At 54.2% G+C, this 24538-nt stretch carries 23 protein-coding genes, 1 pseudogene and 1 riboswitch; of the genes and pseudogenes, 12 read left to right on the top strand and 12 right to left on the bottom strand.

The window, feature by feature from the left end:
• The first annotated feature begins 13 nt into the window (after positions 1-13).
• Positions 14-2062: a carboxy terminal-processing peptidase gene (prc, locus tag PGR29_RS04745; protein ID WP_316424144.1), complete on the top strand. Its 2049-nt coding sequence runs from the start codon at positions 14-16 to the stop codon at positions 2060-2062.
• 234 nt (positions 2063-2296) lie between these two features.
• Positions 2297-3181 carry a protease HtpX gene (gene htpX, locus PGR29_RS04740; RefSeq protein WP_087860560.1) on the top strand — a complete coding sequence of 295 codons (885 nt, stop codon included), beginning with the start codon at positions 2297-2299 and terminating at the stop codon, positions 3179-3181.
• 70 nt (positions 3182-3251) lie between these two features.
• On the opposite strand, the gene PGR29_RS04735 is transcribed toward htpX, so the two are convergent.
• On the bottom strand, positions 3252-4622 hold the full coding sequence (locus tag PGR29_RS04735; RefSeq protein WP_087860561.1) for an MFS transporter: 1371 nt from the start codon (positions 4620-4622) through the stop codon (positions 3252-3254).
• Between the two features lie 177 nt (positions 4623-4799).
• Here PGR29_RS04735 and kdgR point away from each other — a divergent pair, with 177 nt between their 5' ends.
• Entirely contained in the window at positions 4800-5591 is a 792-nt protein-coding gene (gene kdgR, locus PGR29_RS04730) for a DNA-binding transcriptional regulator KdgR (protein WP_316424143.1), read from the top strand.
• 43 nt (positions 5592-5634) lie between these two features.
• Here kdgR and PGR29_RS04725 read toward each other — a convergent pair whose 3' ends face one another.
• Positions 5635-5874 carry a YobH family protein gene (locus PGR29_RS04725; RefSeq protein WP_015705933.1) on the bottom strand — a complete coding sequence of 80 codons (240 nt, stop codon included), beginning with the start codon at positions 5872-5874 and terminating at the stop codon, positions 5635-5637.
• A gap of 159 nt (positions 5875-6033) precedes the next feature.
• Between PGR29_RS04725 and mgrB the strand changes: the two genes are divergently transcribed.
• The 6 genes and pseudogenes from mgrB (at position 6034) to rlmA (ending at position 10341) form a co-directional block, all read left to right on the top strand.
• Positions 6034-6177: a PhoP/PhoQ regulator MgrB gene (gene mgrB / locus PGR29_RS04720; RefSeq protein ID WP_015366032.1), complete on the top strand. Its 144-nt coding sequence runs from the start codon at positions 6034-6036 to the stop codon at positions 6175-6177.
• Positions 6178-6251: 74 nt separating this feature from the next.
• On the top strand, positions 6252-6542 hold the full coding sequence (locus tag PGR29_RS04715; RefSeq protein WP_087860564.1) for a YebO family protein: 291 nt from the start codon (positions 6252-6254) through the stop codon (positions 6540-6542).
• Between the two features lie 640 nt (positions 6543-7182).
• A pseudogene (locus tag PGR29_RS04710) lies at positions 7183-7327 on the top strand (DUF2627 domain-containing protein).
• Between the two features lie 12 nt (positions 7328-7339).
• Complete coding sequence (gene cspE / locus PGR29_RS04705) at positions 7340-7549, top strand: transcription antiterminator/RNA stability regulator CspE (protein WP_001062678.1); 210 nt, start codon at positions 7340-7342, stop codon at positions 7547-7549.
• Between the two features lie 190 nt (positions 7550-7739).
• Positions 7740-9485 carry a peptidoglycan glycosyltransferase FtsI gene (gene ftsI / locus PGR29_RS04700; RefSeq protein ID WP_213316883.1) on the top strand — a complete coding sequence of 582 codons (1746 nt, stop codon included), beginning with the start codon at positions 7740-7742 and terminating at the stop codon, positions 9483-9485.
• 61 nt (positions 9486-9546) lie between these two features.
• Positions 9547-10341, top strand: a complete 795-nt coding sequence (gene rlmA, locus PGR29_RS04695; RefSeq protein WP_213316884.1) for a 23S rRNA (guanine(745)-N(1))-methyltransferase — start codon at positions 9547-9549, stop codon at positions 10339-10341.
• Between the two features lie 3 nt (positions 10342-10344).
• On the opposite strand, the gene mntP is transcribed toward rlmA, so the two are convergent.
• The 5 genes from mntP to manX form a co-directional block, all read right to left on the bottom strand.
• Positions 10345-10911, bottom strand: a complete 567-nt coding sequence (gene mntP / locus PGR29_RS04690; RefSeq protein WP_015366036.1) for a manganese efflux pump MntP — start codon at positions 10909-10911, stop codon at positions 10345-10347.
• A 61-nt stretch (positions 10912-10972) separates the two neighbouring features.
• Positions 10973-11122, bottom strand: a riboswitch (yybP-ykoY riboswitch).
• A gap of 199 nt (positions 11123-11321) precedes the next feature.
• Positions 11322-11780 (bottom strand): DUF986 family protein, encoded by a 459-nt coding sequence (locus PGR29_RS04685; RefSeq protein WP_316424142.1) that lies wholly within the window; start codon positions 11778-11780, stop codon positions 11322-11324.
• Positions 11781-11876: 96 nt separating this feature from the next.
• On the bottom strand, positions 11877-12728 hold the full coding sequence (locus PGR29_RS04680; protein WP_015366038.1) for a PTS mannose transporter subunit IID: 852 nt from the start codon (positions 12726-12728) through the stop codon (positions 11877-11879).
• A 12-nt stretch (positions 12729-12740) separates the two neighbouring features.
• The gene (locus PGR29_RS04675) at positions 12741-13541 is read right to left on the bottom strand and encodes a PTS mannose/fructose/sorbose transporter subunit IIC (protein ID WP_015366039.1); all 801 of its coding nucleotides are present in this window, start codon (positions 13539-13541) and stop codon (positions 12741-12743) included.
• A 55-nt stretch (positions 13542-13596) separates the two neighbouring features.
• Complete coding sequence (gene manX / locus PGR29_RS04670) at positions 13597-14562, bottom strand: PTS mannose transporter subunit IIAB (RefSeq protein ID WP_087860567.1); 966 nt, start codon at positions 14560-14562, stop codon at positions 13597-13599.
• A gap of 445 nt (positions 14563-15007) precedes the next feature.
• Here manX and yoaE point away from each other — a divergent pair, with 445 nt between their 5' ends.
• Complete coding sequence (gene yoaE, locus PGR29_RS04665) at positions 15008-16567, top strand: CNNM family cation transport protein YoaE (protein ID WP_316424140.1); 1560 nt, start codon at positions 15008-15010, stop codon at positions 16565-16567.
• Between the two features lie 16 nt (positions 16568-16583).
• Here yoaE and PGR29_RS04660 read toward each other — a convergent pair whose 3' ends face one another.
• The 4 genes from PGR29_RS04660 to pabB all read right to left on the bottom strand — a co-directional run bounded on the left by PGR29_RS04660 (position 16584) and on the right by pabB (position 21775).
• On the bottom strand, positions 16584-18179 hold the full coding sequence (locus PGR29_RS04660) for an EAL domain-containing protein (protein ID WP_308958432.1): 1596 nt from the start codon (positions 18177-18179) through the stop codon (positions 16584-16586).
• Between the two features lie 130 nt (positions 18180-18309).
• Positions 18310-19674 (bottom strand): L-serine ammonia-lyase, encoded by a 1365-nt coding sequence (gene sdaA / locus PGR29_RS04655; protein ID WP_015705929.1) that lies wholly within the window; start codon positions 19672-19674, stop codon positions 18310-18312.
• A gap of 163 nt (positions 19675-19837) precedes the next feature.
• Positions 19838-20416, bottom strand: coding sequence for a CoA pyrophosphatase (locus tag PGR29_RS04650; protein ID WP_087860569.1), 579 nt, complete (start codon positions 20414-20416; stop codon positions 19838-19840).
• A 3-nt stretch (positions 20417-20419) separates the two neighbouring features.
• Positions 20420-21775, bottom strand: a complete 1356-nt coding sequence (gene pabB, locus PGR29_RS04645; RefSeq protein WP_316424139.1) for an aminodeoxychorismate synthase component 1 — start codon at positions 21773-21775, stop codon at positions 20420-20422.
• 85 nt (positions 21776-21860) lie between these two features.
• Here pabB and PGR29_RS04640 point away from each other — a divergent pair, with 85 nt between their 5' ends.
• A complete protein-coding gene (locus PGR29_RS04640; RefSeq protein WP_045376054.1) occupies positions 21861-22046 on the top strand; it encodes a YoaH family protein in 186 nt (61 codons plus the stop codon).
• Here PGR29_RS04640 and PGR29_RS04635 read toward each other — a convergent pair whose 3' ends face one another.
• A complete protein-coding gene (locus PGR29_RS04635; RefSeq protein ID WP_113373586.1) occupies positions 22047-22391 on the bottom strand; it encodes a RidA family protein in 345 nt (114 codons plus the stop codon).
• Positions 22392-22522: 131 nt separating this feature from the next.
• Here PGR29_RS04635 and PGR29_RS04630 point away from each other — a divergent pair, with 131 nt between their 5' ends.
• Positions 22523-24433, top strand: a complete 1911-nt coding sequence (locus PGR29_RS04630) for an ATP-dependent DNA helicase (RefSeq protein ID WP_087860571.1) — start codon at positions 22523-22525, stop codon at positions 24431-24433.
• Positions 24434-24538: the final 105 nt, after the last annotated feature.

Genomic DNA, 24538 nt, shown 5'->3' with positions numbered 1-24538 from the left:
GGCCGGGCCAGGCATGAACAAACTTTTTAAGCTCACCGCGCTTGCGGGCCTGCTAGCAATAGCAGGCCATGCCTTCGCCGTGGACGATATCACCCGAGTCGATCAAATTCCCGTGCTGAAAGAAGAGCCGCAGCACGCGACGGTGAGTGAGCGCGTTACCTCGCGCTTTACCCGTTCCCATTATCGGCAGTTTGATCTCGACAACGCCTTTTCGGCAAAGATTTTTGACCGCTATCTGAATCTGCTGGATTACAGCCATAACGTGCTGCTGGCCAGCGATGTTTCTCAGTATGCGGCGCAAAAAAATAAAATCGGCGACGAACTGCGCAGCGGTAAACTGGACGTTTTCTACGACCTGTATAACCTCGCGCAGAAACGTCGCTTTGAGCGTTACCAGTACGCTTTAAAGGTACTGGATCGTCCGATGAATTTTACCGGCAACGACAACTTCAACCTCGATCGCAGCAAAGCGCCGTGGCCGAAGGATGAAGCCGAGCTTAACGCGCTTTGGGACGCCAAGGTGAAGTTCGATGAACTGAGCCTGAAGCTGGCGGGTAAAGACGATAAAGAAATTCGTGAAACCCTGACCCGGCGTTATAAGTTTGCGATTCGTCGCCTGGCCCAAACCAACAGCGAAGACGTCTTCTCGCTGGCGATGACCGCTTTCGCGCGCGAAATCGACCCGCATACCAACTATCTCTCCCCGCGTAACACCGAACAGTTCAATACTGAAATGAGCCTGTCTCTGGAAGGTATTGGCGCGGTGCTGCAGATGGACGACGACTACACGGTGATCAATTCACTGGTTGCCGGCGGTCCGGCGGCGAAGAGCAAAGCGATTAGCGTTGGCGACCGCATCGTCGGCGTCGGTCAGCCGGGTAAGAGCATGGTTGATGTTATCGGCTGGCGGCTGGACGATGTTGTCGCGCTGATCAAAGGACCGAAGGGCAGCAAAGTTCGCCTGGAAGTTCTGCCGGCTGGCAAAGGGGCAAAAACCCGTATTGTTACTCTGACCCGCGAGCGTATTCGTCTTGAGGACCGCGCGGTTAAGATGTCGGTTAAAACCGTCGGTAAAGAAAAAGTCGGCGTGCTGGATATCCCGGGGTTCTACGTTGGTCTGACTGATGATGTCAAAGTGCAACTGCAGAAGCTGGAAAAACAGAATGTCAGCAGTATCGTCATCGATCTGCGCAGTAACGGCGGTGGGGCGCTGACGGAGGCGGTTTCGCTCTCCGGTCTGTTTATCCCATCCGGCCCGGTGGTGCAGGTGCGTGATAACAACGGTAAGGTCCGCGAAGATAGCGATACCGACGGTGTGGTTTACTATAAAGGCCCGCTGGTGGTCTTAGTCGATCGCTTCAGCGCCTCGGCATCGGAAATTTTTGCCGCCGCGATGCAGGACTATGGCCGTGCGCTGATCGTCGGCGAGCAGACCTTTGGTAAAGGTACCGTTCAGCAGTATCGTTCGCTAAATCGTATCTACGATCAAATGCTGCGCCCGGAATGGCCGGCGTTAGGTTCCGTGCAGTACACCATCCAGAAGTTCTACCGCATTAACGGCGGCAGCACTCAGCGTAAAGGTGTTACTCCGGACATCATGATGCCAACCGGTAAAGAAGATCGCGATACCGGCGAGCAGTATGAAGATAACGCGCTGCCGTGGGATAGTATCGATCCGGCGACCTACGTGAAGTCGGGCGAAATGAAACCGTTCGAACCAGAACTGCTTAAGCGCCATGAAGACCGTATCGCGAAAGATCCGGAATTCCAGTACATCATTAAGGATATTGCGCGCTTTAACGCCATGAAAGACAAGCGCAATATCGTTTCTCTGAACTACGCACAGCGTGAGAAAGAGAATGAAGAAGATGATGCAATTCGTCTGGCGCGGGTGAACGATCGCCTGAAACGCGAAGGCAAGCCGCTGCTCAAAAAGATTGACGATCTGCCGAAGGATTATCAGGAACCGGATCCATATCTTGATGAGACCGTGCATATTGCGATTGACCTGGCGCAACAGGAAAAAGCTCAGCCTCCGGTAGAGCCGCCGGTAAGCAAATAACTCCTCAACGGGCACAAGTGATTGTGCCCGTTTCTTTTTCTCTCTTCATCTGTCCTTCGACTTTATTCAACAAAATTGTCAACACTCTCATAGGGTGTCAGCGATATGCTACAAAATGTAAAGTTGTGTCTTTCTCGTGACTTAGCAGGGCCTGATAGTTGAAAATTAGCATCTGACCCATACGATATGGGTATCGCATAGTGCGTTTTGTTAAATCGAGGTAAAAAGAATATTATGATGCGAATCGCGCTTTTCCTGCTGACTAACCTGGCAGTCATGGTGGTGTTTGGCCTGGTGCTTAGCCTGACGGGGATCCAGTCGAGCAGCATGACCGGCCTGCTGATCATGGCGCTGCTGTTTGGTTTCGGCGGCTCGATCGTTTCGCTGCTGATGTCGAAATGGATGGCGCTGAAGTCGGTTGGTGGGGAAGTTATCGAACAGCCGCGTAACGAAACTGAACGTTGGCTGATGAGTACCGTCGCGCAGCAGGCGCAGCAGGCGGGCATCGGCATGCCGCAGGTGGCGATTTATCACGCCCCGGACATTAACGCCTTCGCCACCGGCGCGCGCCGCGACGCTTCTCTGGTCGCCGTGAGCACCGGCTTGCTGCAGAATATGAGCCGTGACGAAGCGGAAGCCGTTATCGCTCACGAAATCAGCCATATTGCCAATGGCGACATGGTCACCATGACGCTGATTCAGGGGGTAGTGAACACCTTCGTTATCTTTATCTCCCGCGTTATCGCGCAGATTGCGGCTGGTTTCCTCGGCGGTAATCGTGAAGATGAAGGCGAAAGCAGCAATGGTAACCCGCTTATCTACTTTGCGGTCGCAACCGTACTGGAACTGGTGTTCGGTATTCTCGCCAGCATCATTACCATGTGGTTCTCGCGCTACCGTGAATTCCACGCCGATGCTGGTTCCGCCAAATTGGTCGGTCGTGAGAAAATGATTGCTGCCTTGCAGCGCTTGAAAACCAGCTATGAACCGCAGGAAGCCAGCAGCATGATGGCGTTCTGTATCAACGGTAAAGCGAAGTCGATGAGCGAACTGTTCATGACCCATCCGCCGTTGGACAAACGCATTGAAGCGCTGCGTAGCGGAGAATATCTGAAATAATCTGGCGTACAAACGCTGAAAATAAAAATCCGCAGCTTTCGGGCTGCGGATTTTTTTTGGCCGCGCGCTATCAGGCGGCGCGCGGTTGAGTTACGCGTAGCCCGCTGATGGCGGCGGCAATGACCGCCAGGGAGCCGGCCAGCAGAAGCGCGGTGTGGGTGCCGCTATCGCCTGCCAGGTTAAACAGCAGGGCGACCAGCGCGGCGCCGCTACTTTGTCCCAGTAACCGTGCGGTCCCCAACATGCCGCTGGCGCCGCCGCTGCGATGGCCTGGCGCGGAGGAGACAATGGTATGGTTGTTTGGTGACTGGAACAGCCCGAAGCCTGCGCCGCACAGCGCCATCCGCCAGATAATATCGAGATCGGAAGGGGAAGAGGGTAATAGCGCAAGACCAAACAGGCCACAGGCCATGATCAGCAGCCCCATTGCCCCCAGTAGCCCGGCATGAACTTTCTCTATCAAGTAACCCGCCAGAGGGGCCATCACCATGGTCGCCAATGGCCACGGCGTTAACAGCAGCCCCGTCTCTACTTCACTGCGTCCGATAACGGTTTGCAGGAAAAAAGGCAGGGAGACCATCGCCAGCATCTGAGCGCAAAAAGAACAGATCGAGGTACAGATAGAGAGCGAAAAGATCGGAATTCGCAGTAAATCAACCGGTAACAGTGGTACCGGCATGCGTAACTGCCGGCGCACAAAGAAGAAGCCGATAATCAGCATGGCGATGACTTCCGCGAGCACCAGATAACCGGATTGCCCCTGGGCAAAGCCGCCGAGCGCCGTGATGAGCAGCCCGAAGGTGAGGGCGTTCATTATCGCGCTCGGCAGATCGAAACGGGTAATTTTGCTGGCAGTGCTGTTGGGTGGCAAAAAACGCATGGCGAGGAAGATAGAAATAATCCCCAGCGGTACGTTGATTAAAAACAGCCATTGCCAGGAAGCAAGCGAAAGAATAGCGGCGGCAATGGTTGGCCCCGCGGCGGAGGAGACGGCAACGACGAAAGAGTTGATGCCCATTCCGCGCCCTAGTTGTCTCTTCGGATAGATAAGGCGAATCAGCGCCGTGTTGACGCTCATCAGCGCCGCGCCGCCTAAACCTTGAGCCACTCGCGCCAGCGTCAACATTTCAAGGCTTCGGGAGAGTGCGCAAATCAGCGAGGTGATAGTGAATACCACCAGACCGATTTTATAGATGCGCCGATAGCCAACCATATCGCCAAGAAACGATAGTGGTAGCAGGGCGATGACGATGGCTATTTGGTAGGCGTTGACTATCCAGATTGACGATGCCGGCGAGGCATTAAGGTCGGTGGCAATCGTCGGTAGGGCGACGTTGGCGATAGCGCCGTCGAGTACGGCCATTGTCAGGCCTAACACAATCGTCAGAATGGCGCCGTAGCGCTGCGGTACCGGCAGGCCATCCAAAATTTTTTTATCCATGTGAAGTTTAAGTCTTAGAGGAAACTATTTTCTGATTAATGATTTTAGCATTGATTATTCAACCATAAGTCGCAGATTTGTAACCAACTCGCAGAACAACGATTGCGACGGTCATAATGTGAATTTATAATAAAAAACAGTTCTGAATTTTATAAAACAGTTACGATGAGGTGAACAATGGCAGCTGCTGATATGGATAAACAGCCAGATTCTGTCTCTTCAGTATTAAAAGTTTTTGGCATCCTGCAGGCTTTGGGCGAAGAGCGTGAGATTGGTATCACCGAATTGTCACAGCGTGTGATGATGTCTAAAAGCACGGTGTATCGTTTTTTACAGACGATGAAGTCACTGGGCTATGTTGCACAGGAAGGCGAGTCTGAGAAATATTCTTTAACGTTGAAGTTATTCGAGCTTGGCGCGCGGGCGTTGCAGAACGTTGACCTGATCCGCAGCGCGGATATCCAGATGCGTGAAATTTCTCGCCTGACCAAAGAGACGATTCACCTCGGCGCGCTGGATGAAGACAGCATCGTTTATATCCACAAAATTGATTCCATGTATAACCTGCGGATGTATTCGCGTATCGGCCGACGTAATCCGCTGTATAGCACCGCCATTGGCAAAGTGCTGCTGGCGTGGCGCGACCGGGCGGAAGTCGAGCAAATCATGGAAGGAGTGGAGTACAAACGTAGCACCGAGCGCACCATTACTGATACCAGCGAGCTATTGAAAGTGCTGGACCGGGTGCGCGAACAGGGCTATGGCGAAGACAATGAGGAGCAGGAAGAAGGATTACGCTGTATTGCGGTGCCGGTCTTCGACCGCTTCGGCGTGGTAATTGCCGGCTTGAGTATTTCCTTCCCGACGCTACGCTTCTCTGAAGAACGTTTGCACGAGTATGTGGCGATGCTGCATGCCGCCGCGCGTAAGATTTCCGAGCAGATGGGTTTTAACAATTATCCGTTCTGATAGTCAGAGAGAGCTACAGCGCGATGCTGTAGCTCCAGTTGTTTTAACCCTGATCGATAACCTTGACGCTTTTACGCAGAATCGGGCAGTTGGTAATACCGATAATACCGCTATCAGAGTGAACATATTGTGCGGTGGTGATGCCTTGAGCCGTCAGGTATTTGCACTGTAGTCCCAACCCGCCAGCATTCTGATTGCTGCCAATTAACACGCCATAACCGCTTAATAATACGCCAATCCAGACGATTGCTAGTATGACAATAGAGCGAATGATCAATCGCATTGTTGCCTCGTTATTTGTATGATCCTGACGTTTATTCTGGCATGAACATTATTTGATACAAGTCTATGATTCCTAAACTCGCCTTTCGTATTACAGTTAGCCGCGGTTTAAGAAGGCCATGTTATCCTGGCCACATCTGATTATGGTACGGAGAGTGGAGTGAAAAAATTACGCTGGGTTTTGCTGATCGTTGTCATAGCGGGTTGTTTACTGCTGTGGACTCAGATGCTTAACGTAATGTGCGATCAGGATGTACAATTTTTCAGCGGTATTTGCGCTATTAACAAGTTCATCCCCTGGTAAGACATTTTTGTGCCGACGGATTTTCTTCTGCCGCGTGGGTGGTAGAATGAACGCCTTCTCTTTGAGGTGGTGAAATGAGTGAGTTACTGAATCCTGGGATTGTAAGTCTGGCGTCTCTGGCGCTTTCCGTTGTACTGCTGCTTGTAGGGCTGCTGCTGTGGTTCTTTGTGAATCGTGCCAGTTCACGTAGCAATGAGCAAATTGAACTGCTGCAGTCGCTGCTTGATCAACAAAAGCGGCAGAACGCGCTGCTGCGCCGTCTCTGTGAAGCCAATGAGCCGGAGAAAGAAGAGGTTGTTGAACCTTCAGCGGCTGAGAAGGAGAAAAACGACGACGATTTCATTCGTCTCGTTGCTGAACGTTAAGTTGATGAACAGGTGTGCACATCCTGTGCGCGCCTGTGAGTGTCATAAAATTTTGCTATAACTTATTCTTATGTAATCTCTTATTCCACGCCAAACCGTTTCCGTTTAATAGATTAAACACCTACGCTCTATTTCACATATTGAATAATCTTTTGAGCTAATCAAAAAAAGTAATAACGAAACGTTTCTATTGCCTGATGGCAATACTTTGTCATTAATGTTTCATTATTAACGTCTATTTTAGCGAATATTTGTGTCGTCATGAGTTAGCGTTTTAATTAACACTATGACAGAGACAGTTAAGGCGATTTCCTCTTGTTCTTCAGACTCATTTGCGCATCATTATGCACATTACGCCGCAACGCCCCCTTAAATATGGCAGTTCGTATACGTACGTACCTGGACGAACAGAAGTTGTTGAGCTATGGTAAAAAAGTTGCATTTATCAGGCATACGTTATTGTTTGTTTTGTGACAATGCAAAGATAAGCCAGGCGCGGCAAAGACGCATAAATGTGCAGGCGATCAAATGATTTCCTGATAATTTGTGCGAACGATCGTGACACGTTTAAAAATGGCTTGCCATTATTTACGTTGTGTGTGATAACACGTTTCGGGTTAAACGAGGTACAGTTCTGTTTATGTGTGGCATTTTCAGTAAAGAAGTCCTGAGTAAACACGTTGTCGTTGAATACCGCTTCTCTGCCGAACCTTATATTAGTGCCTCATGCAGTTATGTGTCAGTTTTATCTATGTAAGCACCTGCGGGTGAAGAAAACAGTTTAAGGAATTTTGCAAATGGCAAAGATTAAAGGTCAAGTTAAGTGGTTCAACGAGTCTAAAGGTTTTGGCTTCATTACTCCGGCTGATGGCAGCAAAGACGTGTTCGTACACTTCTCTGCAATCCAGGGTAACGGCTTCAAAACTCTGGCTGAAGGCCAGAACGTTGAGTTCGAAATTCAGGACGGCCAGAAAGGTCCGGCTGCAGTTAACGTAACTGCTATCTGATTCAAGACCACTCATCTTGTAAGAAAGCCTCGCTATAGCGGGGCTTTTTAGCATCTGTTGCAAAGTATTTCCAATTTTTCCCCTCCGACGCGCTTTGTTGCAAAACATCACCCTTATTAGCACTGTTTAGCAGTCTGTTTTGCCAATTTTCTGTTAAATCAGGTGGTTGCAAAATAATGCTGGAGCTACGGTGCAAAAGAATAAAAGTAAGTCGGTCACAAATTTTCTCCCTATCCGTTTTGGGTTGCTGTGTGTGGCGATTTTGGGATGTCTTGGATTTCTGCTGGCGAGGGTAGGTTGGCTGCAAATCGTCTCTCCGGATAATCTGGTTAAACAAGAGGATATGCGTTCGCTGCGTGAAGAACCCATCGCCGTGATGCGCGGAACTATTAGCGATCGTGAAGGACGCCCGCTGGCGGTGAGCGTGCCGGTAAGCGCTATCTGGATAGATCCGCAGACCATGCTGGAAAAGGGCGGTGTCGGCTATGGTCCGCGCTGGCAGGCAATGGCGGAAGCGTTGCATATCGATCTTATTGAACTCTCTCATCGGGTGCAGTCGCATCCGCATGCTCGCTTTCTTTATCTGGCGCGCCAGGTGAATCCGGAACAGGCCGACTGGATCGATAAATTGCACCTGCCGGGCGTTTATTTGCGCGATGAGTCCCGCCGTTTCTATCCCGCCGGGCACGTCGCGGCGAACCTGCTGGGCTTTACCAATGTAGATAATCAGGGCATCGAAGGGGTTGAGAAAAGCTTTAACAAACAGCTAATGGGAACGCCCGGGCGCCGGCTGGTGCGTAAAGACCGTCACGGCCATGTGATCGAGAATATCACCGAGCAGGCCGCCGTTCCGGCGCATAATCTGCAGCTTAGTATTGACGAGCGCCTGCAAACGGTCACGGAGGATGCGCTGGATAATGCCGTGCGTTGGAACAAGGCGGAATCAGGCGCGGCGGTGTTGATCAAGATTGATACTGGCGAAATCCTGTCGATGGCCAGCTACCCGGATTTTAACCCTAATAACCGCGACAGCGCCCAGCTCGATGATTTTCGAAATCGCGCTATCAGCGATACCTTTGAGCCGGGTTCAACGGTTAAACCGCTGGTGATTATGACCGCGCTGCAGCAGGGGATTGTGCAGCCGGATAGCGTAGTCGATACCCATCCCTTTACGCTTGATGGCCATCGCATTCGCGACGTGGGTTATTATCCCGAGCTGACGCTCACCGGTATTCTGCAAAAGTCGAGCGATACCGGGGTTTCGCACCTCTCGCTGGCGATGCCGGTGCAGCATCTTATTGATACTTACAAGGCCTTTGGCTTTGGCGACCCGACCGGGCTTGGCTTGACCGGTGAAAGCTCCGGGCTGATGCCGCATCGTCGCTATTGGGGCGAGCTGGATCGTGCCACCTTCGCCTTTGGCTATGGACTGATGGTTACGCCGCTACAGCTGGCGCATGTCTATGCGACGATCGGCGGTTACGGTATTGAGCGCCCGCTGTCGATAACCCGTATCGATCCGCCGGTTATCGGGACGCGAGTTATGCCGCAAGAGATCGTCCATGAGGTTGAACATATGATGGAGAGCGTGGCGTTACCGGGGGGCGGCGGGACAAAAGCGGCGGTACGTGATTATCGTATCGCGGTAAAAACGGGTACGGCGAAGAAAATTGGCCCTGACGGTAAATACATCGATAAATACGTCGCCTATACCGCCGGCGTGGCGCCGGCCAGTCAGCCGAAGTATGCCTTGGTGGTGGTGATAAACGATCCCAGTAACGGCAAATACTACGGCGGGGCGGTATCTGCCCCGGTATTCAGTCAGATTATGGGCGACGTACTGCGTCTGGAAAACGTGATGCCCGACGGTATGCCGCAAGGCTCTGAGAATCTTATCGTCATGCATAACCGCGAGGATCTGCCTCCCGCGTTGTAACAGTGGTCTGCGAGGGCGAATAGCGCTACACTTTCGCCCTTTCAGCGCCACCGGAGTTATCATGTCTTACACCTGCCCACTATGCCACGCGCCGCTTAGCCGCAGCGCAAATAGCTATATTTGCCCGCAGCGGCACCAGTTCGATCTGGCAAAGGAAGGGTATGTCAATTTACTGCCGGTGCAGTTCAAACGTTCACGCGATCCGGGCGATAGCGCTGAGATGATGCAGGCGCGCCGCGCCTTCCTCGATGGCGGATATTATCAGCCGCTGCGTGAGGCGATTTGCAGCTATCTGCGGGCTTTCGCGCCGGGCGAGCTGCTGGATATCGGCTGCGGAGAGGGATACTACACGCATGCTTTCGCCGCCATTGCCGCACGCAGTTTCGGCCTCGATGTCTCAAAATCGGCGATCCGCGCCGCCGCTAAACGTTACCCACAGGTCGAATTCTGCGTGGCTTCCAGCCAACGGTTGCCTTTTGCCGATCAATCTCTGGATGCCGTCGTGCGTATTTATGCGCCCTGTAACGCCGATGAACTGGCGCGTGTAGTAAAGGCAGGCGGTTGGGTGATTACCGCCACCCCTGGGCCGCGCCATCTGATGGAACTGAAAGGGCTAATCTACGATGAAGTTCGTCTGCATGAACAGAACCGGGAAGCGATGCCGGGCTTTACGCTGCGTCATGAGCAGCAGTTAGCTTATCCGATGCAGTTGAGCGGCGCGCAGGCGGAAGCATTACTACAGATGACGCCGTTTGCATGGCGAGCGAAACCGGAAGTCAGGGAGTCGTTACGCCAGCAGGAAATCTTTGGCTGCCAGACCGATTTCATGATTCACTGCTGGCAGCGCGAGGGGTAAGGGCTACGGCGCGAAATGGCCCCACAGAATCTGCGCGCCGATACCGATTAGCACGATACCGCCAAGAATTTCGGCCCGTTTGCCGAGCAGCGGGCCGATAAAGCGGCCAACCATAATTCCCAGCGTTGACATGGTAAAGGTGGCGCAGCCGATAGCCAGCGCGGTGGCGATAATATTGACCTGCAGGAAAGCAAGCCCCACGCCAACGGCCATCGCGTCAAGACTGGTAGCGAATGCGGTGGTCACCAGCAGCCAGAAGCCGTGGCGACGCGGCGCTTCACATTCATCGTCATCGCCGCCGCGAAAACCTTCAATGACCATACGCCCGCCGAGAAACACCAGCAGCACGAACGCGATCCAGTGGTTCCACTCCAGCACAAACTGGCTGGCCAACATGCCCAGGCCCCAGCCGACCAGCGGCGTCAGGGTTTCGATCGCGCCGAATATAAGACCGGTGCGTAGCGCTTCGGAGAACTTAGGTTTATGCAGGGTGGCGCCTTTACCGATAGAAGCGGCAAACGCGTCCATCGACATACCAAAGGCAAGAAGGATAGTAGCAGAAATATTCATGAGCGTGTCCTGACCGGGGAATATCCATATGACACATCGCTGCCCCCAGTAAATATACGCGGAGCTTGAGCATAACGTACAGCAGTGATGTATCTATGGTCTCGCCTGATTGAACGACCGCTCAACCCGTACGTGCCACGTTTTGCAACGAGTATGTTGACACGTACATTTTCCACTTGCGGAAAATCGGCTACTCCCCAACGACGGGCGCAACCTTAACATATTTTTAGAAGATAAAACAATCACAGAAAAATAATATTAGCAACAATAAATGATAACGATTTTCATTTAAAATATTAAGTGAAGGATTGGTTAAATAATATAACGGGGTGAGGGGAGTAAATATAGCCATGGCTATATATTCCGACAGCGATGAATGGCGGAAATATAGCGCAGGCTATATCTTTAACTCATTGACTGGTAACGAGTAGTTTGTATATTTTTTCCAGATCGTCGATATTTCGTACGCGGATAAGCAGGCGCCGCTGCTCTAATTGCATCACCAGTACGCCGTCTTCCGACAAATTCATTGCTTTAATGCGCGGATATTCAATCCACACGTTGGCAAAGAAAAAACCGCTCTTTTTGAACAGAATTCGCGGCGTACGGATCCAGAACAGATATAACCCCATTAATGCCAGCGCAGATAATAACCAGGTGGTGATTATTTCGCCGTGGCTGGCAATATTGTTGTAGATGAGAATCACCGTCAGGCCGACGAAAATCATCCCGTCGACGCGTCCACGACGCAGCAGGGGGATTGACAGCAGGGTGGGGCCATTGCGGCGCGGCATGATGAATTGGTCGTAGATAGCGAAAGCCACCAGGGCGACGATAAACAGAATGAGCACCAGCTCCGTGATTGCCATTGATCCTCCAGGCAGCGTGGACCTGCGTACAGGTACACGTTTTTACGCTAAAAAAAAAGCCGGGGACAAAACTGCCCCCGGCCTACTACGTGACGATTATTGACCCAGCAGGCCGACCGCATAGCCGGCGATACCGATGACGAAGAAGCCAACGATGATCCACAGCGGGTTGACTTTCTTACGCAGCAGCCACATACAAGCGAAGGTCAGCAGCAGCGGCACCAGTCCCGGCATCAGCTGGTCAAGGATGGTCTGCACGGTGGTCACACGAGTCTGGCCATCCTGACCAGTGATCGTGGAAACCACCAGGGGAATATTGACATGCGTCCATTTGTTAACCAGGGCCCCCATGACAAACAGGCCGAGGATTGATGCCCCCTCGGTCAGTTTCTGCAGGAAGCCGCCGCCCATATCCTTAACGATGTCCACGCCTTTCCGATAGCCGTATGCTACGCCGTAGTAGCGGGTCAGCAGACGCACGGCATTGAACAGGATGAAGAACAGTAGCGGACCAAGCAGGCTACCGCTCATCGCGATACCGGCGCCGAGCGCGGCGAATACCGGACGCACGGTACCCCAGAAGATCGGGTCGCCGACGCCTGCCAGCGGCCCCATCAAACCGACTTTGATACCGTTGATTGCGCCATCGTCGATTTCCGCGCCGTTAGCACGCTGTTCTTCCATCGCCAGCGTTACGCCGAGTACCGGCGCCGCGACGTATGGATGGGTGTTGAAGAACTCAAGGTGACGCTTAATAGCCTGCTTACGCGCATCGTTGTTCTCCGGGTACAGGCGACGGATTGCCGGAACCATAGAGAAGCAGAAGCCCAGCGCCTGCATACGTTCGAAGTTCCATGAACCCTGGAACAGGTTAGAACGAATGAACACGCCACGAATATCACTCTGAGTGAGTTTTTTCTCGGTGGTATTTTTAGTCATATCAACCATTTCGCTCACCTGTTAGTCCAGTTCGTTATCGAGATCGTTGTTACCAGCCGCCTGAGCCGGGGCACCCGCTACGCGGTTATATTTCGGGCTCAGCTGAATGTAGAGAATGGCCATGACGGCACCAATCACACCCAGCGCAACCAGGTTGAAATTGGTGAAGGCCGCGGTGACGAAACCGAGATAGAAGAACGGCATCAGGTAGCCCGCGCGCATCATGTTGATGACCATCGCGTAACCGACGACGACGATCATGCCGCCTGCGATATTCAGACCGCCAGTCACCACTTCCGGAATGGCGTTCAGCAGACCCTGAACTTCGCTGGTGCCGACAGAGATGGCTACGATAACCGCCGGGATGGCGATACGCATCGCCTGCAGGAACAGCGAGGAAACGTGCAGCCAGGAGATGGCCGTCAGGTTACCGTTTTCAGCGGCTTTATCCGCCGCGTGCTGGAAGGCAACGGTGATGGTACGAACGATAATGGTCAGAACCTGGCCTGCCGCCGCCAGCGGGATAGCCAGCGCGATACCGGCGCCAATGCTTTGGTGGCCAGCGATAACCAGTACGGTAGAAATAATGGATGCTAGCGCGGCATCAGGCGCAACCGCCGCACCGATGTTCATCCAGCCGAGGGCGATCATTTCCAGCGTACCGCCGATGATGATACCGGTTTTCATGTCACCGAGAACGGCGCCGATTAACGTACAGGCGACCAGAGGACGGTGGAACTGAAATTCATCAAGTACCGACTCCATACCCGCAATACACGCGACGATGAACACCAGCACAATCTGAAGAAGGGTAATCTCCATTGTACTTCTCCTGTTGATAAAGTCTTAAAGTGAAAATTGGCTCACGAGCGCCGGGTTATTTATCCACCTTGGCGATCAAATCCATCATTTTCAGTTTCTGGTCGGTGGAAACTTTGCGCGCTTCCAGTTCAATACCGCGGGCATTCAGTTTTTTGAATGCTTCGATATCGGTTTCATCGACCGAAATCGCGTTATTCACCTGCGTTTTACCCTGACGGAAAGCCATACCGCCAATGTTGACGCTGGTAATTTTCACGCCGCCTTCAACAATACGTTCAACGTCCGTTGGGTTAGTGAACAGCAGCATGACGCGCTCGCCGGCGTATTTCGGGTTGTTGTAGACGCGAATCATTTTCGCGACATCAACAACGTGAGCGGTCACGCCCGGAGGAGCCACCTGGGTCAGCAGCGTTTTACGCACCGTATCGGCGGCAACTTCATCACTGACCACGATAATGCGGGTGACGTTGGTCTCTTTGGTCCAGCGGGTCGCAACCTGGCCGTGGATAAGACGGTCATCGATACGCGCCAGGCCAATCACCATGTAATCATTTGGCCCCATCGGTTTAGCGGGTGCCGCCGCTTTCGGCGCTGCGGCCTGTACCGGCGCCGCTTTTTCAACCGGTTTGGCTTTCAGCGCTTTCACGCCTTCGCTACCGGTTTCCACCGCCAGCGCCACCAGCTCATCAAACGACGGATCGTCATCGCGGGCCATGAAGGTTTCAACCAGCATCGGGACGTTGACGCCAGCGATCACTTCATAGTTTTCTTTATCAACAACAATGCGGCTTGCCGCGTTGAATGGACTACCGCCCCACGTATCGACGAGGAACAGCACGCCTTTTGTGGTATCCAGTTTTGCCAGCTGTGCATTGTACTTTTCGATTAGCGTTTCGGCATTTTCGCCGGGAACGAAATCGATCCAGCCAACGTTTTCCTGCTCGCCCAACAGCATTTCTGCGGTTTTCAGCAGTTGTTCTGCAGCCCAACCATGTGTGCCTATTACAATAGCAATCGTCACTTGCTACCTCCGTTATTATGGTGAATGCATCATCTGGTCTGATACATCCTGAATCACTCTTGTGGAAAAATCGATTCAGTAAGGGTGTAAGATCTAAATTAATTACTACCGCGAATTATTTTAGATAGTGAAAAAATAATTAATGTGATGGAGCTCCGTAAATTACGCTTCAATAATCAATAATTTCGCAGCGCAAAAAATAGCCTTGGCTATTGCAAAGACAGGTAAATTTTTGCCAATTCTGCGCTATATTTTGCTATGTTTAGTTTCCGTTTAATTACTCAGGAGTATAGGGCATAGCCCGCCGTATGGACCGTCATCGACGTCTTTTCACCCTCAGGCACTCGTCTGCCGCCTCAACCACACACGCTTTTTTACCAGCAACTATTGTTTCGCCGGTGCATGACATCGCGATGACTACCGCTGTCGTTAACGGGAGCCGCTCATGGAATTCTTAATGGATCCCACCATCTGGGCTGGCCTGCTGACGTTGGTAGTCCTCGAAATTGTTCTGGGTATCGATAACCTGGTCTTTATCGCCATCCTTGCCGATAAACTGCCGCCAAAACAGCGTGATAAGGCTCGTATCATCGGCCTGTCGCTGGCGCTGATTATGCGCCTGGGACTGCTCTCGGTTATCTCGTGGATGGTCACGTTGACCAAGCCTTTGATAAGCATAGGCGATTTTTCGTTCTCCGGGCGCGATCTGATCATGCTGGTCGGCGGTATCTTCCTGCTATTCAAGGCGACGACAGAACTTCATGAACGACTGGAAAACCGCCAGCATGATGCCGGTCACGGCAAAGGCTATGCCAGCTTCTGGGTGGTAGTGCTACAAATTGTGGTGCTGGATGCCGTCTTCTCGCTTGATGCGGTGATTACCGCCGTCGGCATGGTGAACCATTTGCCGGTGATGATGGCTGCGGTCGTTATTGCGATGATCCTGATGCTGCTGGCCTCGAAGCCGTTAACCCGCTTCGTGAACCAACATCCGACGGTTGTCGTGCTGTGTCTGAGCTTCCTGCTGATGATCGGTCTGAGTCTGGTGGCAGAAGGCTTTGGCTTCCATATTCCGAAGGGTTACCTGTACGCGGCGATTGGCTTCTCGATTACCATTGAATTCTTTAACCAGGTGGCGCGGCGTAACTTTATCCGCCACCAGTCGACGTTGCCGCTGCGTGCGCGTACCGCTGATGCGATTCTGCGCTTGATGGGCGGTCGCAAACAGGCGGCTGTCGCGCACGATAGCGATAGCCCGGCGGCAGTGCCGGTGCCGGAAGGGGCGTTTGCTGAAGAAGAGCGCTATATGATTAACGGCGTGCTGACCCTGGCGCAGCGCTCATTGCGCAGTATCATGACTCCGCGAGGCGAAATTAGCTGGGTGGATGCTGAGCAGAGCGAAGACGAAATTCGTCGCCAGCTGCTTTCGTCTCCGCACAGCATGTTCCCGGTTTGCCGCGGCGAACTTGATGAAATCATCGGTATTGTACGCGCCAAAGAGATGCTGGTGGCGCTGGAAGCGGGCGAGAACGTTGCCGCGATGGCATCCGCTTCCCCGGCGATTGTGGTGCCGGAAACGCTGGATCCGATCAATCTGCTGGGCGTGCTGCGCCGGGCGCGCGGCAGTTTTGTCATCGTCACCAACGAATTTGGCGTGGTGCAGGGTCTGGTGACGCCGCTGGACGTCCTGGAAGCCATCGCTGGTGAGTTCCCGGACGCCGACGAAACGCCGGAAATTGTGCTGGATGGCGAAGGTTGGCTAATCAAAGGTTCAACCGACCTTCATGCGCTGCAGCAGGCGCTGGGGCTGGACGACCTGGTCAACGAAGACGATGATATCGCGACCGTTGCCGGGTTGGTTATCTCCGCGAACGGTCATATCCCGCGGGTAGGCGATGTTGTCGAACTGCCGCCGCTGCAGTTCACCATCGTTGAAGCGAATGATTACCGCGTCGATCTGGTACGGGTTATTAAAACCGTCCACGATAACGACGAAGAAGAGTAATGCCGAACCCGCCGGGCTAAACCTGGCCGGCGGGTTGTTTTTTACTCCCAGTCGCCGCCAGACGGTGCTTCTCTTCCGCCAGCCAGCGCGGAAAATCCTCTACCGGTAACGGGCGGGCATAATAATATCCCTGTAGTAAATCCACGCCGTGGCTGCGCATGTAAATCTTTTGCTCCTGAGTTTCCACCCCTTCGGCAATGGTGACGATTTTGAGCCGGTGCGCCAGGGCGATAATCATATCGGTCACCGTCGCGTTGACGCCGTCAATACCAATGGCGCCGGTATAAGATTTATCAATTTTCAGTACATCCGGGCGGAGTTTTTCCAGCCAGGACAAAGAACTGTTGCCGGTGCCGAAGTCATCAATGGCCAGCTGGACGCCTTTAAAATGCAGGTGCTCCGCCATGTGATGATCGCCCTCACGCAGGACATCGCGTTCAGTCAGCTCGACCACCAACTGCTGTACCGGATTAGCGCTGAACCAATAGGTGTGCAGATCGCGCAGCAGCTCGCCGTTGCTGAAATGACGCGCCGCCACGTTAATACCAATATGAAAATTGGCATCCTGCGGGAAATAATGCAGCCGACGGGCGGTTTCAGCGATGACGTAGCGGGTGAGGGGGACTATCAGGTTGTAGCCTTCAGCAATAGGGATAAAAACATCCGGCGAGATATTTCCGCGGCGCGGATTGTTCCAGCGCAGCAAAATTTCCACGCCGCAACATTCCTGAGTACGTAAATCCTGCAGCGGCTGGCACCATACCTCGAACTCGTGGGCGGCGATACCCAGGGTTATTTCGCGCGAGAAAGTCATTCGTCCTGCGGTCGTCAGCCAGGCGATACCGGTCATCAACAGGCTGAACATCAGCGCCAGCGGTAATTCAGCGGGCAGCTCTTCTAAGGCCACCGCGGAGGCTCCCGGGCCGCTGATGTTGATGGTAAAGGGGAACTGGCTGGAACTTTGCCGGTAAATTATCGGCAGACCCGGCAACTGATGACTTTCGACGACGCCGACATCGCTGAGAAAACTCTTGTTGCCGACCGTGAGGCTGATGTCGCTTATGAGCGATGATTTTTCTTTGAGAATCAATTCGCCAAGCAGCTCGATATTGATAATTAACAACGCGCCGTCGGCGCCGCTCACGGTGGAGGGATACCACTGGATCAGTACCGGCGTGCCTTTGAGCAGCGAGTTATCGGTTGAAAAGGCCAGCAGCGGCTTTACCGTCGGCAGCGTGGGCTGTAGCTGATGAATGGCCACATGGCGCGGGCCAAAAATGCTGGAGCAGTAGGCCATCCCGGACTGAACAAGGATGATTGAGCGCACGGTCTGTAGCGTGGCTGCGGTTTTACGCAGTTCAAGATGTACATCCTGACAGGGTTTGCCGACCATACTTAGCAGGGTAGCGTGTTTTGCCGCCAGCGGTTGCAGGATATTGTCCATCGCGATCACCATATTGCGGGTCACCGTCTGGATGCGCTGTTGATTTTGGCTACGCTGTGAAATAAATCGGATTGTCAGGGTGACGGCAAGCGTCAGAAATGCAACGGCCAGGCACACCAGAATGCGCTTGCGGCGGTACGTCGAAATGACCTTCTGTGCATTTTGCATGCGAGGCGCCCTGTCGGCTAAATAGAGGAATAAGAGTAACAGCCGGCTTAAAGCAAGTGTAGTGGGTAAGATAAGTTGGTGGGAGAAAAAGAAAAATGCGCCCGGAAAGGGCGCATTTCACAGACGTGTTTTAGTCACACTGGACTTTGATCGCCAGGCCGCCGCGAGAGGTTTCGCGATATTTGGCGTTCATGTCTTTACCCGTTTCGTACATGGTCTCGATAACTTTATCGAGAGAGACGCGCGGTTCGCTGGTGCGGCGCATCGCCATACGCGCGGCGTTAATCGCCTTCACGGAGGCGATAGCGTTTCGCTCGATGCACGGCACCTGAACCTGGCCGGCGACCGGGTCGCAGGTCAGGCCGAGGTTATGTTCCATGCCGATTTCCGCCGCCACGCAAACCTGCTCCGGGCTGGCGCCGAGCAGTTCAGCCAGCCCCGCCGCCGCCATTGAACAGGCCACGCCGACTTCGCCCTGACAGCCGACTTCGGCGCCGGAAATGGACGCGTTCATCTTGTACAGCGCGCCAATCGCGCCGGAGGCCATAAAGTAGCGAATATAGATATCCGGGCTGACGGATTCGATAAAGTGATCGTAGTAGGCGAGCACTGCCGGAACGATACCACAGGCGCCGTTGGTCGGCGCGGTAACGACGCGGCCGCCTGCGGCGTTCTCTTCATTGACCGCCAGCGCGAACATGTTCACCCAGTCGACAACATTCATCGGGTCGTTAGACAGTTTATCGCTGGCGACCAGCAGACGACGCAGCGCCGAAGCGCGTCGCGGCACGCGCAGCGGCCCCGGCAGCACGCCTTCGGTGTTCATGCCGCGATCGATACAGGCGCGCATGGTTTGCCAGACGTTTTCGAAATAGGCTTCGATCTCTTGCTTGCTGTGCAGCGCCAGTTCGTTTTGCATCACCATGCCGGAGAGCGACAGACCGGTTTCTTTGCAGTAGCCCAGCATTTCCTGCGCCGATTTAAACGGATACGGAACCTGCAGTTCGCTCGCGTCTTCTTTGCCGAAATGCTCTTCGTCGACGATAAAACCGCCGCCGATTGAATAGTAAGTCTTGCTGTAAATTTCTTTCTCGCCGGCCCACGCATGGATAGTCATGCCGTTTTCGTGCAGCGGCAGGTTGTCGCTACGAAAACGCATGCCGTCATCCGCCGGGAAGTCGACTTCGTGTTGCCCGTTTGCCAGCAGCAGACGGCCGCGGGTTTCTACGTCGCGGATAAATGCCGGGATCGCGTCAATATCGACCGTCGCAGGCAGATTGCCCGCCAGTCCCATGATAATGGCGATGTCCGTATGGTGGCCTTTGCCGGTTAATGAAAGCGACCCATAGACGTCAACGGCGACGCGCGTCACTTCATTAAGCAATCCCTTTTCGACCAGGTCATCGACGAACTGTTTACCGGCCTTCATCGGCCCTACAGTATGGGAAGATGAGGGACCAATCCCCACCTTGAACATGTCGAATATACTAATCACGATAACACTCCTGACAGGGTTACCGCGGTTGCGGTAACGATGTAATAACTGCGCATAGTGTAAGAGGGAACCGGGTTGTCAGCTTAACTATTCACATGAATTAAACTAATGGATAACCTTGGTTTTACTAATAGTGCGAGCGGCTTCTCATTACTTATTATAGCTAAGGACGGGTGCCGATTTGCAGCGCCAGCTCGCGAATAATGCCGGCGGTCATTCCCCAGACAAAATAATGTTGGTACCACGATAGCCAGACGCGATGTGAATTACCGCGCCGATGGATGTCCAACGGGTGGTAGCGACCCAGGCGCAGCGCTTCTTCAAGCGGCATTTCAAACACCGCAGACACCTCGTCCTGACTGGCATGATAGTGCAGGTTCGGGGGGATTATGCCGACAACCGGCGTCACCTGAAAGCCGGTGACGCTGTCGACCGGCGGCAGCACGCCGATCACTTCAACGGCTTCCGGCGGGATCGCCACTTCTTCCTGCGCCTCGCGCAGCGCGGCGGCGATTAACGTTGCGTCGGTGTTATCAACTGCGCCGCCGGGGAAGGCGACCTGGCCCGCGTGCTTGCGCAGCAGCGGCGAACGCTGGGTCAGCAACAGTCCCGGCTGCGGGCGACGGACAATCGGCACCAGTACCGCCGCCTGGCGCTGGTTCAGCGACTGCGGCGAGGGCTGCGGGCGCAGCAGCTGAAAACGGGAAAGAAAGTCGTCCAGGTCGAGGGCGTTAGCCGCCATGTTCTAGCTCTCCAGTTGATGCAGAATACGGTTAACTTTATCAAAAGTTTCCTGATATTCCGCTGCCTCTTCGCTGTCCGCCACGATACCGCCGCCCGCGGAACAGTACAGCTGACCCTGCCAGGCGGTGATCGTACGGATAGTAATACTGGTATCCATATTGCCGCACAGGCTGAGATAACCAATGCTGCCGCACCATGCGTTGCGTCGCTGCGGTTCAAGTTCATCGATAATCTCCATAGCGCGAACTTTTGGCGCGCCGGTAATAGAGCCGCCAGGGAAGGCCGCGCGCAGCAGATCGCTGGCATCAAGCGTAGCAGGCAATCGTGCGGTGATGGTGCTCACCAGGTGATGCACCGCCGGGAAAGGTTCAACCACAAACAGTTCCGGTACGCGAACGCTGCCCGGCACGGCGACGCGGCCGATATCATTGCGCATCAGATCGACAATCATCAGGTTTTCTGCGCGATCTTTCGGTGAGTGGGCAAGCGTTACCGCCTGGCGCGCATCTTCTTGCGGAGAGTCGAGTCGCGGCAGCGTGCCTTTAATGGGGCGCGTCTGGATGTCGCCCTGATACAATTGAATAAATCGCTCCGGAGACAGGCTTAAAATCGCCCCTTCCGCCAGGCGAATGAAGGCGCTGAACGGCGCGCGGTTAACGGCATTAAGCTTACAAAATGCCTGCCATTCGTCGCCGCGATAGCGGGCCTGGAAACGCTGCGCCAGGTTGACCTGATAACAGTCGCCGCTGCGCAGATACGCCTGCACCTGGCGGAATTTTTCGCCGTACTGCTGACGGCTCATATTTGATTGCCAACTGGAGGTCAGGGAGAAAGATTCAGCCGGCTGGCGCGTTTGCGATTCCAGCCACTGCAGGCGCTGTTGCGGATTGTCGTAGCTCAGTAGCGATACCTGCTGGCGTTGATGATCGACGATCAGCGCCCAGTCATAAATGCCGACCGCCATCTCCGGCAGAGCAATATCAGCCTGCGCTTGCGCGGGAAGACGTTCAAAGCGGCGGCCAAGATCGTAGCCGAATAACCCCAACGCGCCGCCGAGAAACGGCAGGTTTTCATCGGCCTGCGGCGTTAACTGACAGCGATCCAACTGCTGTTGCAGCAGCTGCAGCGGATCGTCCTGCGAGACAAATTCGCCTTCACCGTCGTTGACCCAGGTTTGCTCGCCGCGGGTAACCAGCGTCGCGCGCGGTTCGGCGACGATAATATCGAAACGGCTATACGGATGATCGGCAAAGCCGGAGTGCAGCAGCATCGCCCACGGCATCGCGCTTAACGGCGCGAAATAGCGTTCGGCGGCATCCGCACGCCAGGGCAGGGTAATAATAGCGGGGGACAACATTAACCTCGATCCTAATGTGCCGCCCACTGGCGAAATGGCGGACGGCGTGAAATAATTACGCCCCACAATGTAGCAGGAGTGAGTGATGTTTGCAGGTTTACCTTCGCTGAGCCATGAGCAACAGCAAAAAGCGGTCGAACGTATTCAGGAATTGATGGCGCAGGGGATGAGCAGCGGCCAGGCAATCGCCCTGGTGGCCGATGAACTGCGCGCCACGCATACCGGCGACCGGATAGTAGCGCGCTTCGAAGATGACGAAGAAGACGAGTAACTACGCCGCGGCGATGATTTTAATCTCAACTTTATACTGCGGCTTCATCAGGGTCGCCTGTACGGTACAGCGCACCGGCGCGTGACCGGCAACCACCCAGGCGTCCCAGGCTCTATTCATCGCCGCAAAATCATCTTTATTGGCCAGGAAAATGGTGGCATCAAGAATACGTGACTTATTGCTGCCCTGTTTTTCCAGCACCGCGTCAATTTGCGCCAGGGTGTTGGCGGTCTGTTCAAACGCGTCGGCGTCGAGGTTTTCCGGCACCCCGGTGTAGTAAATGGTTTGGTTGTGAATGACCACATCAGACCAGCGGGCTTCGGCATCAATACGCGTAATTGTCATTTATCTTTCCTCGTTGTTCTATCCATTTGGCTGCGGCAAGACTGCCATAATGTTCCGTCCGCGTCACTACCCGGGCTGGCGAAACGCCGTCCTCCCTGACATAATCACTGTCCAAATAACCAGGGGGCAACGTGATCGACGATTTTGCAGCAGACGGCCAGCTGGCCATGGCGATACCGGGATTTAAGCCGCGCGAGCCGCAGCGCCAGATGGCGGTAGCGGTGAGTGAGGCCATTGAAGCCTCCCGGCCGCTGGTGGTGGAAGCAGGGACCGGCACCGGTAAAACCTACGCGTATCTGGCGCCCGCGCTGCGTGCGAAGAAAAAGGTGATCATCTCCACGGGTTCGAAAGCGCTGCAGGATCAGCTCTACAGCCGCGATCTACCGACCGTTGCTAAAGCGCTTAAATTCACTGGCAAACTGGCGTTGTTAAAAGGGCGCTCAAACTACCTGTGCCTTGAACGCCTTGAGCAGCAGGCGCTGGCGGGCGGCGATCTGCCGGTACAAACGTTAAGTGACGTTATTCTTCTGCGCTCCTGGTCTAATCAGACGCAGGATGGCGATATCAGCACCTGCGCCAGCGTCGCCGAAGATTCTCAGGCCTGGCCGCTGGTCACCAGCACCAACGATAACTGTCTCGGCAGCGACTGCCCGTTATACAAAGATTGTTTTGTGGTTAAAGCGCGTAAGAAGGCGATGGATGCTGACGTGGTGGTGGTCAACCATCACCTGTTTCTTGCCGATATGGTGGTAAAAGAGAGCGGCTTTGCCGAACTGATCCCCGAAGCGGAAGTGATGATCTTCGATGAAGCCCATCAGTTGCCGGATATCGCCAGCCAGTATTTTGGCCAGTCGCTCTCCAGCCGCCAGCTGCTGGATTTGGCCAAAGACATTACCATTGCCTACCGTACCGAACTGAAAGATACCCAACAGCTGCAAAAATGCGCCGATCGTCTGGCGCAAAGCGCGCAGGATTTTCGGCTGCAGTTGGGCGATCCGGGCTATCGCGGCAACCTGCGCGAACTGCTGGCGGATAGCCACATTCAGCGCGCGCTGCTGCTGCTCGATGACGCGCTTGAACTGTGTTACGACGTCGCCAAACTCTCCCTTGGCCGTTCGGCGCTGCTCGACGCCGCCTTTGAGCGCGCGACGCTCTACCGTGGCCGCCTGAAGCGGCTCAAGGAGATCAATCAGCCTGGCTATAGCTACTGGTATGAATGCACGTCGCGTCATTTTACCCTCGCCTTGACGCCGTTAACGGTGGCAGAGAAGTTTAAAGAGGTAATGGCGCAAAAATCGGGGAGCTGGATCTTTACCTCGGCGACGCTGTCGGTGAATGACGATCTCCACCACTTTACCGCTCGTCTCGGCATTGATGACGCGCAGACGCTGCTGTTGCCCAGCCCATTTGATTATCAGCATCAGGCGCTGCTCTGCGTACCGCGTAACCTACCGCTACCGAATCAGCCTGGCGCTGCCCGTCATCTGGCGGCAATGTTGAAACCCTTGATTGAGGCCAACGATGGGCGCTGCTTCATGCTCTGCACCTCGCATGCCATGATGCGCGATCTGGCTGAGCAGTTCCGCGCCACCATGACGCTGCCGGTACTGCTGCAGGGAGAGACCAGCAAAGGCCAACTGCTGCAGCAGTTTGTTAGCGCCGGCAATGCGCTATTAGTGGCGACCAGTAGCTTCTGGGAAGGAGTTGACGTGCGCGGCGACGCGCTGTCGCTGGTGATTATCGATAAGCTGCCGTTTACCTCGCCGGACGATCCGCTGCTCAAAGCGCGAATGGAAGATTGCCGCCTGCGCGGCGGCGACCCGTTCGATGAAGTTCAGTTGCCGGATGCCGTCATTACCCTCAAACAAGGCGTGGGGCGCCTGATCCGCGATATTGACGATCGCGGCGTTCTGGTTATCTGTGACAACCGGCTGGTGATGCGCCCCTATGGCGCCGTGTTCCTGGCCAGCCTGCCACCCGCGCCGCGGACCCGTGATATCCGCCGGGCGGTACGCTTTCTCGCCGTGCCGCCGGCAAGGTAATCCGTCGCAAAATGTGGTAAGCTGCGCGCCATTTTGTTAATCAGCTATCCCCAATGGATTTCGGGCGGTGCGGCGGCGGTGACTCCGTCAGCCGATGAATTTACC

This window comes from Klebsiella sp. 141203 (assembly GCF_032601985.1).
GTDB lineage: Bacteria > Pseudomonadota > Gammaproteobacteria > Enterobacterales > Enterobacteriaceae > Klebsiella > Klebsiella aerogenes.
The sequence above is the reverse complement of the archived record's forward strand: the minus strand, read 5'-3'. Positions and strand labels throughout refer to the sequence as shown.